General features: G+C 72.2%; 14 protein-coding genes. 6 read left to right on the top strand and 8 right to left on the bottom strand.

The window, feature by feature from the left end:
* Positions 1–169 precede the first annotated feature (169 nt).
* The 4 genes from IEZ00_RS18875 to IEZ00_RS18890 all read left to right on the top strand — a co-directional run bounded on the left by IEZ00_RS18875 (position 170) and on the right by IEZ00_RS18890 (position 5169).
* Positions 170–1144: an MASE1 domain-containing protein gene (locus tag IEZ00_RS18875; RefSeq protein WP_189224607.1), complete on the top strand. Its 975-nt coding sequence runs from the start codon at positions 170–172 to the stop codon at positions 1142–1144.
* Entirely contained in the window at positions 1141–2214 is a 1074-nt protein-coding gene (locus IEZ00_RS18880; protein ID WP_189224608.1) for a lycopene cyclase family protein, read from the top strand. The genes IEZ00_RS18875 and IEZ00_RS18880 overlap by 4 nt, the downstream gene beginning before the upstream one ends.
* Before the next feature lie 53 nt (positions 2215–2267).
* On the top strand, positions 2268–3965 hold the full coding sequence (locus tag IEZ00_RS18885; RefSeq protein WP_189224609.1) for a GGDEF domain-containing protein: 1698 nt from the start codon (positions 2268–2270) through the stop codon (positions 3963–3965).
* A gap of 82 nt (positions 3966–4047) precedes the next feature.
* Positions 4048–5169, top strand: a complete 1122-nt coding sequence (locus IEZ00_RS18890; RefSeq protein WP_189224610.1) for a carboxylate-amine ligase — start codon at positions 4048–4050, stop codon at positions 5167–5169.
* Positions 5170–5336: 167 nt separating this feature from the next.
* On the opposite strand, the gene IEZ00_RS18895 is transcribed toward IEZ00_RS18890, so the two are convergent.
* From IEZ00_RS18895 to IEZ00_RS18930, 8 genes are read right to left on the bottom strand one after another with little or no spacing between them, the layout of a single operon-like run.
* A complete protein-coding gene (locus IEZ00_RS18895) occupies positions 5337–5729 on the bottom strand; it encodes a metal-sulfur cluster assembly factor (protein WP_189224611.1) in 393 nt (130 codons plus the stop codon).
* Positions 5726–6169, bottom strand: coding sequence for a Fe-S cluster assembly sulfur transfer protein SufU (gene sufU / locus IEZ00_RS18900; protein WP_189224612.1), 444 nt, complete (start codon positions 6167–6169; stop codon positions 5726–5728). The genes IEZ00_RS18895 and sufU overlap by 4 nt, the downstream gene beginning before the upstream one ends.
* Positions 6169–7446: a cysteine desulfurase gene (locus IEZ00_RS18905; protein WP_189224613.1), complete on the bottom strand. Its 1278-nt coding sequence runs from the start codon at positions 7444–7446 to the stop codon at positions 6169–6171. The genes sufU and IEZ00_RS18905 overlap by 1 nt, the downstream gene beginning before the upstream one ends.
* 45 nt (positions 7447–7491) lie before the next feature.
* Entirely contained in the window at positions 7492–8265 is a 774-nt protein-coding gene (gene sufC, locus IEZ00_RS18910) for a Fe-S cluster assembly ATPase SufC (RefSeq protein WP_189224614.1), read from the bottom strand.
* 35 nt (positions 8266–8300) lie between these two features.
* Positions 8301–8621: a non-heme iron oxygenase ferredoxin subunit gene (locus IEZ00_RS18915; protein WP_189224615.1), complete on the bottom strand. Its 321-nt coding sequence runs from the start codon at positions 8619–8621 to the stop codon at positions 8301–8303.
* A complete protein-coding gene (gene sufD / locus IEZ00_RS18920) occupies positions 8618–9793 on the bottom strand; it encodes a Fe-S cluster assembly protein SufD (protein ID WP_229795884.1) in 1176 nt (391 codons plus the stop codon). Before sufD ends, IEZ00_RS18915 begins: the two co-directional genes overlap by 4 nt.
* A gap of 1 nt (position 9794) precedes the next feature.
* Positions 9795–11240: a Fe-S cluster assembly protein SufB gene (gene sufB, locus IEZ00_RS18925; RefSeq protein WP_189224616.1), complete on the bottom strand. Its 1446-nt coding sequence runs from the start codon at positions 11238–11240 to the stop codon at positions 9795–9797.
* Positions 11237–11950 (bottom strand): helix-turn-helix transcriptional regulator, encoded by a 714-nt coding sequence (locus IEZ00_RS18930; RefSeq protein ID WP_209621020.1) that lies wholly within the window; start codon positions 11948–11950, stop codon positions 11237–11239. Before IEZ00_RS18930 ends, sufB begins: the two co-directional genes overlap by 4 nt.
* Positions 11951–12084: 134 nt before the next feature.
* On the opposite strand from IEZ00_RS18930, the gene mptB reads away from it, so the two are divergent.
* On the top strand, positions 12085–13647 hold the full coding sequence (mptB, locus tag IEZ00_RS18935; protein ID WP_189224865.1) for a polyprenol phosphomannose-dependent alpha 1,6 mannosyltransferase MptB: 1563 nt from the start codon (positions 12085–12087) through the stop codon (positions 13645–13647).
* Between the two features lie 58 nt (positions 13648–13705).
* Positions 13706–14519, top strand: an 814-nt coding sequence (locus tag IEZ00_RS36765; RefSeq protein ID WP_229795885.1) for a patatin-like phospholipase family protein, incomplete at its 3' end; no start/stop codon positions are given.

Consider the following 14519-nt stretch of genomic DNA (forward strand, 5'->3'; position numbering starts at 1 on the left):
CCGCTTCCGGGGCTTGTGACCCGCGCTCCGTTCCGGTCTGTCCGGCCCGTTCCGCGCTGGCAGAGAGAAAGTTACACGACCGCCCCGCGAGAACAAAATCGGGGGGTCTCCAACGCCATCTCCGCAGCTAGACGTGGTGCGGACGGGCGGACAGGGGGATGCTGTCCGGATGCTCCCCCCTCGACTCCGCCCGTGGGGTAGGTACGGCTGGCGGCTGCTCGCGGTCGCCGCTTGCTACTACGCGGGTGCCCGCGTCGGCCTGCTGCAGGCTCTGGTCAACGACCAGGTGACTCCGCTGTGGCCGCCGACGGGCGTCGGTCTGCTCGCGTTGCTGCTGGGCGGGCTGCGGATGTGGCCGGGCATCGCCTTGGGCGCGCTCGCGGTCAACGCCTCCTTCGGCAACCTCTGGTGGGCCTCGGTCATCAGCGCGGGCAACACGCTCGGCCCGGTCGCCACGTACCTGCTGCTGCGGCGGGTCGGGTTGCGCCGAGAACTGGACCGGCCGCGCGACGCCATCGCGCTGGTCTCCCTCGGCTTGGCCGGGATGCTCGTCAGCGCCACGGTCGGCAGCGGCTCCCTGGTGCTGTCCGGGGCCGTCGGCGAGGAGCGGTTCTGGTCGAGCTGGCTGGTGTGGTGGACCGGCGACGCGATGGGGGCCCTGGTGGTGGTCCCGCTCGGTCTGGCCGTGGAGCAGACCTTGAAGAGGGGGACCGGCCGGGGCGCGGCGCACCGGTGGGCGGAGGCGGCGGTGCTGTTCGCCACCACGACCGCCGTGATGCTGGTGGCCACGACGGACCTGGCGCGGCTGCTGTACCTGCTGTTCCCCTTCCTCATCTGGGGCGCCCTGCGGTTCCAGCACCTGGGCACGGCCCCGTGCGCGCTGATCGCCTGCGTCGTGGCCGCGCGAGGCGCGTCGGTGGGGGCGGGCCCGTTCTCCGGCTCCGACCTCGCGGTCGACATGGTGACGCTGCAGGCATACAACGGGACTGTGGTGCTGAGTGGACTGGTGCTGTCGGCGGTGATCGCCGAGCGCAACGCTGGGCGTCGGGCGATCGAGCGGACCTGCGCCCAACTGGCCGAGGTGGTGGCGAAGTACCCGCCGCCGCTGGGTGAGCTGCTGCCGGAACAGCGCGGTGACCGGTGACCGGGGTCGTGGTGGTCGGAGGTGGTCCGGCCGGTCGAGCGCTGGCGGCGGCGTGCGCGCGCCGGGGGTTGGACACCGCGCTTGTCGACCTCCGGCCGGACCGGCCGTGGCGGGCGACCTACGCAGCGTGGGCGGACGAGTTGCCCGAGGGCGCGCCGGTCGCGGTGACCGCGAAGGCTCGCGCGTTCACCACCGCCGAGCACGTGCTCGAACGGGACTACGCGGTGCTGGACAACCACCGATTGCGCCTGCTGCCGCCCGAAGTCGTCGTGGTGCGGGGGAAGGTGGTCGAGCGGACGGCGACCGGAGTGCGGTTGGCGGACGGCCGGTTCCTCGGCGCGCGGGTGGTGGTGGACGCCTCGGGCGCCAGGGGCGGTGCGGTCGAGCAGACCGCGGTGGGCGTGGTCGTGTCCGAGGCCGACGCCGAACCGTTCGTGGCCCGCGGCGAGGCGGTCGTCATGGACTGGCGCAGACCGCCGGACGCGCGCACCCCGGACCCGACGTTCCTCTACGCGGTGCCGCTGGGGCCCGACCGGGTGCTGCTGGAGGAGACCTCGCTGGCCAGGGCGCCGGGTCTGCCGCTGGCCGAACTCCGGCTGCGGCTGCACGCGCGCCTGGCCGCGCACGGCATCCGGCCGCCCGCGGAGGAGGAGCGGGTGCGCATCCCGATGGACGCCCCGCGCGCCCACTCCCCCGCTTTCGGCGCGGCCGCCGGGCTGGTGCACCCCGCCACCGGCTACAGCGTCGCGACCTCGCTGCGGTGGGCCCCGGCGGTGGCCGAGGCGATCGCCACCGGCGCGCGGGGGGACGTGCTGTGGTCGCCTTCGGCGAAAACCGTCCACGCTTTGCGCAGGCGTGGCCTGGCGGTGCTGCTGGGGTTGCCGCCGAACCGCGTGCCGGAATTCTTCCGGGTGTTCTTCGATCTTTCCGGGGAAGATCAGCGGAACTACCTCTCGCAGCACGATGACCTGCGCGGAGCGATGCGCGCGATGACGGCGTTGTTCCGCGCGGCACCGTGGTCCATGCGCGGTCACATGGCATTTTCGACCCGTCCGCGCAAAGGTTGTTGAACACCTGGTGAACTCGTCCCTGAGAACGGTGCCAGCCGGGCAGGATTCGGACCGTGCCCGCCTTGCTGGACGACGTGCGCTTCGCCTTCCAGCCGCTGTTCAACCTCCGCACCGGGGGCGTGGTGGCGGTTGAGGCGCTGGCGCGCCCGCACGACGGCACCGTGCACGACCTGCTCCAGATGGCGTTCCGCGCCGGGTACCTGGCCAACACCGACGTGGCGCTGGCCTGCCGGGCGGTGCGCCACGCCGCCGAGCACGACTTCCGGCTGCCGCTGCACGTCAACCTGCTGGCGATGACCCTCGTCGACGACTCCGCCCTGCTGGCCCCGCTGCACGGCGCGCTGCGCGAGGTGGGCCGGGAGCCCGCCCAACTGGTGGTCGAGGTGGGTGTGCCGTACTCGCGGGTTCCGCGCCCGCTGCTGGTCCGCGCACTGCACGGGCTGCGCCGGGAGGGGTTCCGGATCGCGCTGGACGGCATCGGCGAGGGTGACGCGCCGCTGGCGCTGCTGGCCGACGCCCGGCCGGACGCGGTGAAGCTGGACCGCCAGGTGGTGGCCGCGCTGCCGGACGACCCGGCGCGGCTGGCGCTGGTGCGGGCGCTGCAGCAGCTGTGCGAGCAGACCGGGGCGCAGTTGGTGGCCGAGGGCGTGGAGACCGGGCCGCAGCTGGCCGCGCTGCGCGGGCTGGGGGTGCGGCTGGCGCAGGGCAACCTGCTGGCCGCGGCGCAGCGGCGGCCCAAGGTCAACGCGACCATCACCGCGGTGCTCGGCGAGGTCGGTGACCCCGAGGCGGTGAGCACGACCCTGCCGATCCCTCGGCCCACGGGTCCCAGGGTCACCGACTTCCTCCACCCGGCCACCACGCTGCCGGACACGGCGATCGCCGAGGACGTCCGCGAGGTGCTGGTCGACCAGCCGTCGGTCACCGGCGTGGTGCTGGTGGACGCGGCGGGCAGGCCGACCTGGGCGGTGGACCGCAACCGGTTCCTGCTCGCGGTCACCGGCCCGTTCGGCCACGCGCTGCACGCCAAGCGGGAAGCCTCCCGGCTGGCCGACCGGCCGCGGGTGGTCGGTGCCGAGGCGAGCGCCCTGGAGCTGCTGGACGTGGTCGCCCGCGCCGACCGCGAGCGCACCAACGACGACCTGGTGGTGGTCGACGCCGATGAGCGGTGCCTGGGCGTGGTGCGGGTGGCCGACGTGGTGCGCGGGATCGCGGAGCTGAAGGTCGAGCAGGCCGCCGCGCTCAACCCGCTGACCCGGCTGCCCGGCAGCGACGCGATCGCCCGCGAGGTCGACCGGCGGGTGCTGGGCGGGGAGGTCTTCGCCGTGGGCTGGCTGGACGTGGACGCCTTCAAGCGGGTCAACGACACCGCCGGGTTCGCCGCGGGCGACGAGCTGATCCGGGCGATCGGGCGGGCGCTGACCGAGGCGGCCTCCACGTGGCCGGGCACCCAGGTCGGGCACGTGGGCGGGGACGACTTCCTGGTGGTGACCGGGGTGGACGAGCTGGCGCCGCTGGCCACGCGGCTGCTCGACACCCCCTTCGACGCCGAGGGGATGCCGGTGACGCTGTCGCTGGCGACCCTGGTGTGCGCGGCCGGGTCGGTCGCCTCCTACCGGGAGGTGTCGCGCCTGCTCGCGCCGTTGAAAGAGCGGGCGAAGGCGCTGGAGGGAGCCAGTTGGGTGCAGGGCCGTCCGGGATCGGCCGGGGTGGAGGTGCTGCGCGGCGCTCCCCGTTTGGCGGTGGGCTGAAGTTCAGCCCAACGACGCATGTGCGCCTCCTCCCATCACTCATAGCATCGCTATGACTACCCACCGCATTGGGAGGTCATCGGTGAGTGAAGCTGACACCGCGCTGCCCCAGCCCAGGACACCGCCGCGGACCGGACTCACCATCGGGGTGGAGGAGGAGTTCCTGCTGGTCGACGCGACCAGCGGCGAACTGGTCCCGATCGCCCACGCGGTGCTCGACGGCTCCGAGGCGTACGGGCTGGACCTGCAGGCGGAGATGACCCGCTACCAGGTGGAGAGCGCGACAGCGGTGTGCCGCACCACCGACGAGGTCCGCGACCAACTGCTGGCCGGGCGGCGCGCGCTGACCGGACTGGCCGCGCGGCACGGCGCGCGGATCGTGGCCACCGGGGCACCGGTGCGGGGCGGACGGCGCCCGCCGCCGCTGACCGACGAACCCCGCTACCACCGCATCGAAACCGAGTTCGGGGCGCTGGTGGACGGGCTGACCATCTGCGGCTGCCACGTGCACGTCGGCCTGCCCGACGAGCAGGCGGGCGTGCTGATCAGCAACCACCTGCGCCAGTGGCTGCCGGTGCTGCTGGCGCTGAGCGCCAACTCCCCGTTCTTCGAAGGCCGCGACACCGGCTACGCCAGCTGGCGGTACCTGGCGTGGAGCCTGTGGCCCTCGGCCGGACCGCCGCCCTGGCTCGACTCGGTGGAGGACTACCGGCAGGCCACCCGCGCCCTGCTCGCGTCCGGCGCGGCACTGGACGAGGCGATGGTCTACTGGGACGTCCGGCTCTCCGCCCGGCACCCCACCGTCGAACTGCGGGTGTGCGACGTGATGGCGACCGCCGAGGAGGCGGTGCTGCTGGCCGCGCTCGTGCGGGGGCTCGCCGCGGTGGCCGTGGCGGGCGTGCCCGCCCACCGGGTGCCGGACCGGGTGCTGCGCGCGGCGCTGTGGCGCTCGGCTCGCGACGGCCTGGAAGGCGCGGCGCTGGACGTCCGCACCGGACAACCGGTCCCCGCGGTCGACGCGGTGCGCGCCCTGGTCGACCTCACCCGGCCCGCGCTGCGGGAGGCCGGTGACGAAGCGCTGGTCGACGACGGCGTGCGCAAGCTGCTGCTCGACGGCACCGGTGCCGCGCGGCAACGCCGGGCTGTGCTGATGGCCGCTGCTCCGCAGACGGCGGCGAGGCCGCCCGGAAGTCGGCTGTGTTGAACTGCCGCGCCTCCGGCGCGGCGGCGAGGCCGCCTGGAAGTCGGCCCATCGAGCCGCGTTTCGGGAAAATCGAAGAGCGTGATTTTTCCCGAAAGGCGACTCGACAGGCCGACGCGGCCTCGCGTGGTGGTCACCTGGCGGGTGACGGTGCCGTCAGGGGTGAGTGGTCAGACGGTGAAGCCGAGGGCGCGCAGCTGTTCGCGGCCGTCGTCGGTGATCTTCTCCGGGCCCCACGGCGGCATCCACACCCAGTTGATGCGGAAGTCGTTGACGATGCCGCCACCGGGGCCGCCCACCAGCGCCGCGCGGGTCTGGTCCTCGATGACGTCGGTCAGCGGGCAGGCCGCCGAGGTCAGCGTCATGTCGATCAGGGCGACGTTCTCCTCGTCCACCCGGATGTCGTAGACCAGGCCCAGGTCGACCACGTTGATGCCCAACTCGGGGTCGACCACGTCGCGCATGGCCTCCTCGATGTCGTCCAGCGCCGCCACGTCCGCCTTGGGCGCGGGGGGTTCCGGCATCCCCTGCACGCCCCGCACCACGTCCTCGGAAGAAGTCATGCCCTCGCCCCCTCACTGCGCGCAACCGCGTCCTTGAAAGCCATCCAGCCCAGCAGCGCGCACTTCACGCGCGCCGGGTACTTCGCCACGCCCGCGAAGGCGATGCCGTCCTCCAGCACGTCCTCGTCCGGCTCGACCTGCCCGCGGCCCTGCATCAGCTCGACGAACGCGTCCATCTTCCGGAACGCCTCGTCCACCGGCTTGCCGACCACCAGGTCGGTCAGCACCGAGGTGGACGCCTGGCTGATCGAGCAGCCCTGGCCGTCGTAGGACACGTCGGCCACGGTGCCGCCGTCCAGCTTCACCCGCAGCGTGACCTCGTCGCCGCAGGTGGGGTTGATCTGGTGGGACTCCGCGTCGAACGGGTCGCGCAGGCCGCGGCCGTGCGGGTTCTTGTAGTGGTCCAGGATGATCTCCTGGTACATCTGCTGGAGCTGCATCAGGCCACCCCGAAGAACCGCTGCGCCTCGCGCACGCCCTCGACGAGCGCGGCGACCTCGTCGAGCGTGTTGTACAGGTAGAAGCTGGCGCGCACGGTCGCCGCCGCGTTCATCCGGCGGTGCAGCGGCCACGCGCAGTGGTGGCCGACGCGGACCGCGATGCCCAGGCTGTCCAGCACCTGGCCGACGTCGTGCGCGTGGATGCCCTCCACCACGAACGACACCGCGCCACCGCGGTCGACCGCCTCGGTCGGACCGACCACCCGCACGCCGGGGATCTCGGCCAGGCCGCGCAGCGCCACCTCGGTGAGCAGGTGCTCGTGCTCGGCGACGCGGTCCATCCCGACGGCGTTGAGGTAGTCCACCGCCGCACCCAGCGCGACGGCCTGCGAGGTCATCGGCACGCCCGCCTCGAACCGCTGCGGCGGCGGGGCGAACGTGGAGCTCGCCATCTGGACCATCTCGATCATCGAGCCGCCGGTCAGGAACGGCGGCAGCGCCTCCAGCAGCGCGCGTCGCCCGTACAGCACCCCGACACCCGACGGGCCCAGCATCTTGTGGCCGCTGAAGACCGCGAAGTCCACGCCGAGCGCGCGGAAGTCGACCGGGCCGTGCGGCACCGACTGGCAGGCGTCCAGCACGGTCAGCGCGCCGACGCGGGCGGCGGCGTCCACCAGTGCGCGCACGGGGTTGACGGTGCCCAGCACGTTGGACTGGTGGGTGAACGCGACCACCTTGGTGCGCTCGTTGACCAGCTCGTCCACATCGGACAGGTCGAGCCTGCCCTCGTCGGTGACGCCGAACCAGCGCAGCGTGGCACCGGTGCGCTGGGCCAGCTGCTGCCACGGCACGAGGTTGGCGTGGTGCTCCATCTCGGTCACCACGATCTCGTCGCCGGGGCCGAGGCGGAACCGCTCGGCCTCCGGGCCCGCGGCGGCCGCGTTGCCCATCGCGTACGCGACCAGGTTGACGCCCTCGGTGGCGTTCTTGGTGAACACGATCTCGCCGTAGTCCACCCCCACGAAGTCGGCGACCTTCTGCCGCGCGGCCTCGTAGGCGTCGGTGGCCTCCTCGGCGAGCTGGTGCGCGCCGCGGTGCACCGCGGCGTTGGCGGTCTCCAGGAAGGCGCGCTCCGCGTCGAGGACCTGCCTCGGGCGTTGCGAGGTGGCGCCGGAGTCGAGGTAGACCAGCCGCTTGCCTTCGCGCACGGTGCGTCCCAGGATCGGGAAGTCCGCGCGCACGGTCTCGACGTCCAGTGGAGTAGCGGTGGTGGTCACTGCTCCGACGCCTCCTCTCGGGGTGGGTTCACAACGGGTGCAACGTCAGCCGATGTTGGCTGCTTCCTGCTTCCCGGTGTACTTCACGTAACCCTGCTCCTCCAGCTGGTCGGCCAGCTCGGGGCCGCCCGACTCGACGATCCGCCCGTTCGCGAAGACGTGCACGAAGTCCGGGGAGATGTACTTGAGGATGCGGGTGTAGTGGGTGATCAGCATCACGCCTGCCTCGCCGGAGGCCTTGTACCGGTTCACGCCCTCGGACACCACGCGCAGCGCGTCCACGTCCAGGCCGGAGTCGGTCTCGTCCAGGATGGCGATCTTCGGCTTGAGCAGGCCCAGCTGCAGGATCTCGTGGCGCTTCTTCTCGCCGCCGGAGAAGCCCTCGTTGACGCTGCGCTCGGCGAAGGCGGGGTCGATGTCCAGGTCGGCCATCGCGCCCTTGACCTCCTTGACCCAGTGCCGCAGGTTGGGGGCCTCGCCGCGCACGGCGGTGGCGGCGGTGCGCAGGAAGTTCGACATCGAGACGCCGGGCACCTCGACCGGGTACTGCATGGCGAGGAACAGGCCCGCGCGGGCGCGCTCGTCCACGCTCATCTCCAGCACGTCCTCGCCGTCGAGCAGCACGCTGCCCGAGGTGACCTGGTACTTGGGGTGCCCGGCGATGGCGTAGGACAGGGTGGACTTGCCCGAGCCGTTGGGGCCCATGATGGCGTGCGTCTCACCCGCCCTGATCGTCAGGTCGACGCCCTTGAGGATCTCCTTGGGCGCCTCCTCGCTGACGACCGAGACGTGCAGGTCCTTGATCTCCAGAGTGGCCATGGGTGGTTCGTTCTCCTGGTGTGGCAAGCGTGAAGTCAGTTCGTGGTGGTGGTGACGTCCACGTAGACGTCACCACCGCGGAGTTCGACGGCGAACACGTCGACCGGCTCCGTGGCGGGCGGGGAGGACGGGCGGCCGGTGCTCAGGTCGAAGCACGACCCGTGCAGCCAGCACTCCACGCCCCGGCGCGTCACCTCGCCCTCGCTGAGCGAGACCTCGGCGTGCGAGCACAGGTCGCGCAGCGCGTGCACCCGGTCGCCGTCGCGGACGAGCAGGACGGGGGTGTGCTCGTCGCCGACCTCGAAGGCGGCGGGCTTGCGGTCGTCGAGGTCGGTCAACGAGCACACCCGGATCACGCGCCCACCGCTTCCAGCTCGGCCTCGATCGCGGCCTCCAGGCGCTCGCGCACCTCGGGGACGCTGATCTTGAGCAGGATCTCGTGGAAGAAGCCGCGCACGACCAGCCTGCGCGCCTGCTCCTCCGGGATGCCCCTGGCCTGCAGGTAGAACAGCTGCTCGTCGTCGAACCGGCCGGTGGCGCTGGCGTGGCCCGCGCCCTCGATCTCACCGGTCTCGATCTCCAGGTTGGGCACCGAGTCGGCGCGCGCGCCGTCGGTCAGCACCAGGTTGCGGTTGAGCTCGAAGGTCTCGGTGCCCTCGGCCGCCGCGCGGATCAGCACGTCGCCGATCCACACCGTGTGCGCGTCCTCGCCCTGCAGCGCGCCCTTGTAGACCACGTTGCTGCGGCAGTTGGACACCGCGTGGTCGATGAACGGGCGGTGCTCCAGGTGCTGGCCCGCGTCGGCGAAGTACAGGCCGAGCAGCTCGGCGTCGCCGCCGCGGCCCGCGTAGGTCACCACGGGGGTGATCCGGACCAGGTCGCCGCCCAGGGTGACCACGGTGTGCCGGAAGGTCGCGTCGCGGCCCAGCTTGGCGTGGTGCGCGGAGACGTGCACCGCGTCGTCGGCCCAGTCCTGGATCGCCACCACGGTCAGGTGCGCGCCGTCGGCGACGACGAACTCCACGTTGTCGGCGTACGCGCCGGAGCCGCGGTGGTCGACGACCACGACGGCCTCGGCGAACTGCTCGGCGCGGATCTGCAGGTGCCCGTAGGCCACCTTGCCCTCGCCGGGGCCGGTGACGGTGACCGTGGTCGGGCCGACCTTGGTGTCCTTGGGCAGGGTGACCACGGTGGCCTCGGTGAACGAGCTCCACGCCTGGGCGGCGACGCGGTCACCGGGGGTGCCCGCCACGCCCAGCCGCTGGTCGCCGCGCGCCGCGGTCTGCACCGACACGCCCTCGGCGGCGGTGACCTCGACGGTGGCCGCGCCGGTGGCCGCGGCGCCCGCGTGCAGGCCCGCCAGCCGCTTCATCGGGGTGAAGCGCCAGATCTCCTCGCGGCCCCCCGGCACCTCGAACGCGTCCACGTCGAAGGACGTGAAGTGGTCCGCGCGCGAGGAGACGGGGGCGCCCGCACCGTGCGAGTGGGCCGTCAGCCCGTGTTGCTGGTCTTCGGTCTTGACGGCCATGTCAGCCGACGGCCCCTTCCATCTGCAGCTCGATCAGGCGGTTCAGCTCCAGGGCGTACTCCATGGGCAGCTCCCGCGCGATGGGCTCGACGAACCCGCGCACGATCATCGCCATGGCCTCGTCCTCGTTGAGACCGCGGGACATCAGGTAGAACAGCTGGTCCTCGGAGACCTTGGACACGGTCGCCTCGTGGCCCATCGACACGTCGTCCTCGCGGACGTCGACGTAGGGGTAGGTGTCCGAGCGGCTGATCGTGTCGACCAGCAGCGCGTCGCACTTGACCGTGGACTTCGAGTGGTGCGCCCGCTTGTTGACCTGGACCAGGCCGCGGTAGGAGGTGCGCCCGCCGCCGCGCGCCACCGACTTCGACACGATGGTCGAGGAGGTGTGCGGGGCCATGTGCACCATCTTCGCGCCCGCGTCCTGGTGCTGGCCCTCGCCCGCGAAGGCGATGGAGAGCACCTCGCCCTTGGCGTGCTCGCCCATCAGGAACACGGCCGGGTACTTCATGGTGACCTTGGAGCCGATGTTGCCGTCGATCCACTCCATGGTCGCGCCCTCTTCGGCCTTGGCGCGCTTGGTGACCAGGTTGTAGACGTTGTTCGACCAGTTCTGGATGGTCGTGTAGCGGCAGCGGCCGCCCTTCTTGACGATGATCTCCACGACCGCGGAGTGCAGCGAGTCGCTGGAGTAGATCGGCGCGGTGCAGCCCTCGACGTAGTGCACGTAGGCGCCCTCGTCGACGATGATCAGGGTCCGCTCGAACTGGCCCATGTTCTCGGTGTTGATCCGGAAGTAGGCCTGCAGCGGGATCTCCACGTGGACGCCCTTGGGCACGTAGATGAACGAGCCGCCGGACCAGACCGCGGAGTTCAGCGCGGAGAACTTGTTGTCACCGGCCGGGATGACCGAGCCGAAGTACTCCTTGAACAGCTCCGGGTGCTCCTTCAGGCCCGTGTCGGTGTCCAGGAAGATGACGCCCTGCTCTTCCAGGTCCTCGCGGATCTTGTGGTAGACGACCTCGGACTCGTACTGCGCCGCGACACCGGCGACCAGCCGCTGCTTCTCCGCCTCGGGGATGCCCAGCCGGTCGTAGGTGTTCTTGATGTCCTCGGGCAGGTCCTCCCAGCTGGCGGCCTGCTTCTCGGTGGAGCGCACGAAGTACTTGATGGTGTCGAAGTCGATGCCCGACAGGTCCGACCCCCAGGTCGGCATCGGCTTGCGCTCGAACAGGCGCAGCGCCTTGAGCCGGTACTCCAGCATCCACTCGGGCTCGTTCTTCTTCGCCGAGATGTCCCGGACGACGTTCTCGTCCAGGCCTCGACGAGCGCTCGCGCCTGCCACGTCCGAGTCGGCCCAGCCGAACTCGTAGTTGCCGATGCTCGCCAGGGTCTCTTCCTGGGTGAGCGGGGCTGTGGTGGTGCGCTGCTCGGCAGCGGCAGTCATGCGGGCTCCCCTCCAAGTGGGTTCCGGGGTGTGTTCGGGGGTGTGTGCGGGATGTGCGTGGTGCACACTGCGTCGCCGCGGGCGATCGTGGCCAGCCGCTGCACGTGCGTGCCGAGCAGGTCGGCGAAGGCCGCCGTCTCGGTCTCGCACAGCTGCGGGAACTCGGCCGCGACGTGCGCGACCGGGCACAGGTGCTGGCACAGCTGCTCGCCCGCGCCCACGTGGCGCGCCGAGGCAGCGTAGCCCTCCCTGGTCAGGGCGGTCGCCAGGGCCTTGGCCCGATCGGCGGGGTCGCGCTGCGCCGCGATGGTGGAGCGGTGCCGGTCGACGAGTGCGGACACCCGGCGTTCGGCGAAGGCCCGTACCGCCTCCTCCCCGCCCTGCTCGGCGAGGAACCGCAGCGCCGCCACGGCGAGGTCGTCGTAGGCGTGCCCGAAGCGGGCCCGCCCCCGCTCGGTCAGCAGGAAGAGCTTGGCCGGTCGTCCCCGGCCGCGCCTGCCGCGCTGCGGCGCCTCCCTGCTGGTCGCCTCGCCGTCGGCCACCAGCGCGTCGATGTGCCTGCGCACCGCCGCCGGGCTCAGGCCCAGCGCCTCCGCGACCGCGGCCGCGGTGACCGGACCCTGCTCCAGCAGCAGCCGGGCGACGCCGCGCCGGGTCCGGCCGTCGTGCCCGGCGGGCGCGTCGGCGGAGTGGACCTCGGCGTTTTTCACAACACCAGTGTTGCGTATTTAGTCCGTGGTGGCAAAGATCGGTGGCCGCCCGGTGACCCGACTCACCCGCCGTGGCCGATCGCTACCCTTCGGACGTGGCGGCGGGCGAAGTGGGCACGGATGGCGGCCTGGTGATGGCGGACCGCGACGGGACCGGCCGGGCGGCGCCACTGGACGGACCGGAGCGGCGCCAGCTGGACGTCATCCGCCGGTGGGGCACCGTCGGCGCGCTGCTGATGGCCGTGGGCTCGCTCGGCGCGGGCGCCGCCCCGGTGTTCAGCCCGCTGCCGGGCACACCGGTGCTCGGCCTGTTCGGCCGGATGCCCAGCGTGGCCATGGGCCTGGTGTGGACCGGCATCTTCCTGATCGTCTCGGCGTGGCTGTGGCTGGGCAGGTTCGCCCGGCCGGGCAGGCAGCGGCTGGTCTCGCGCAGCCAGATGGACCGCACGCTGATGATGTGGATCACCCCGCTGGTCTTCGTGCTGCCCATGTTCAGCCGGGACGTCTACAGCTACCTGGCGCAGAGCCAGATCGCCGCCACCGGCCAGGACCCCTACGAGCTGGGGCCCGCCTCGGCGCTGGGCGTGGACAACATCCTGACCAAGAACGTGCCCAACATCTGGCGCGAGACGCCCGCCCCCTACGGACCGCTGTTCCTGGCCATGGGCCGGGTCATCGCGGGCATCACCGGCGACCACGTGCTGCCCGGCGTGTTCCTGCACCGGCTGCTGGTGCTGCTCGGCCTGGCCATGATCGTGTGGGCGCTGCCCCGGCTGGCGCGGCGGTTCGGGGTGCCGCCGGTGAGCGCGCTGTGGCTGGGCGCGGCCAACCCGCTGGTGCTGTTCCACCTGGTGGTGGGCGTGCACAACGAGGGACTGGCGATCGGCCTGATGCTGGTGGGCCTGGAGCTGGCGCTGCGCCGGATGCCGCTGCGGCCGGGCACCCCGATGACCCGCGAGGAGCTGGCCTGGATCGTGGTGGGCGCCACCACCATCACCATGGCCGCGGCGGTGAAGATCCCCGCCGCGCTGGCGCTGGGCTTCCTCGGCGTGATGATCGCGCGCAGGCTGGGCGGCCGGTTCGTCGACCTGCTGAAGTCCGCGCTGCTGCTGCTGGCCGTGTCGGTGGTGGTCATGGTGTGCACCTGCCTGGGCACCGGGCTGGGCTTCGGCTGGGTGCAGACCCTCGACGTGGCGGGCACGGTCAAGAGCTGGATGTCCCCGCCCACCGCGCTGGGCTTCCTGGGCGGCGGCCTGGGCCTGGCGCTGGGGCTGGGCAACCACACCGAGGCGATGATCGAGCTGACCAGGCTGCTGGGGCAGGTCACCTACGTGGTGATCGTCACCACCCTGCTGTGGAAGGCCTTCCGCGGCCGGATCAAGGCGGTCAACGGCCTGGGCGCGGGCTTGGGCGCGGTGCTGGTGCTGGGGCCGGTGCTGCAGCCCTGGTACGTGCTGTGGGCGGCGCTGCCGCTGGCCACCGGCGTGCTGGCCAAGCGGTTCCGGCTGTTCGCCTGCGGCACCAGCGCGTTCATCGCGGTGATCCTGCCGCCCACCGGATCGGCCTTCGACGGCCGCGCCTACATCGTTCCGCAGGCGGTCATCGGCGCGGCGCTGGCGTTCGCGCTGTGCCTGTTCGCGGCGCGCAAGCAGATCGGCCCGCTGCTGCGCCGCGACACCGCGCCCGGCTCGACGTAACCCGCTGCGACGGCCGGACGACGTACCGTACGGACGCGAAGATCAGGGGGGCGAGGACATGGCCGAGGTGCCGCAGGAGCAGATCCGGTTCGCCGTGGTGCTCAACGGCGGGGTGAGCCTGGCGGTGTGGATGGGCGGGGTCGTGCTCGAACTGGACCGCCTGACCAGGGCCGATCCCGAGGCGGGCGGTCCGTACGGGCACCTGCTGCGGATGGTCGGCGGGGTGGCCCGCGCCGACGTCATCACCGGCACCTCCGCGGGCGGCATCAACGGCGCGGCGCTGGCGCTGGCCCAGGTCAACCGCAACGCCCAGCTGGACCTGCTGCGCGACCTGTGGGCCGAGCAGGGGCGCATGGAGCAGCTGCTGCGCACCCCCTTCCAGGGCTCGCCGGTGTCGCTGCTGCGCGGCGACGAGTTCTTCCTGCCCAGGCTGCGCGAGGCGCTGGAGCGGCTGACCACCGACTTCAAGCCCTACCCCGCGCACGACCGGCCGGTGGACCTGCGGATCACCACCACGCTGCTGGCCGGGGTGCCCTCGGTCACCCACGACGACCTCGGCCAGGAGCTGGTGCAGTCCACCCACCAGGGCAGCTTCTCGTTCCGCCGCGACCCCTACAGCTGGGCGCGGCCCGCGGACGAGTCGGTCGACGAGAGCACCCGCGACGACTTCACCCTGGACCAGCTGGACGAGCTGATCCCGAGGATGGCGCTGGCCGCCCGCTCCTCGGCGTCGTTCCCGTTCGCCTTCGAGCCCTCGTTCGTGCCGGTCAACCGCGGCGGCGAGGACCGCCCCGACATGGCGCCCGCGGCGTCGTGGGCCGACGGCGACGACGACCTGTCCCGGTTCGCGGTGGACGGCGGCGTGCTGGTCA

This window comes from Saccharothrix coeruleofusca, assembly GCF_014648515.1.
GTDB classification, from domain to species: domain Bacteria; phylum Actinomycetota; class Actinomycetes; order Mycobacteriales; family Pseudonocardiaceae; genus Actinosynnema; species Actinosynnema coeruleofuscum.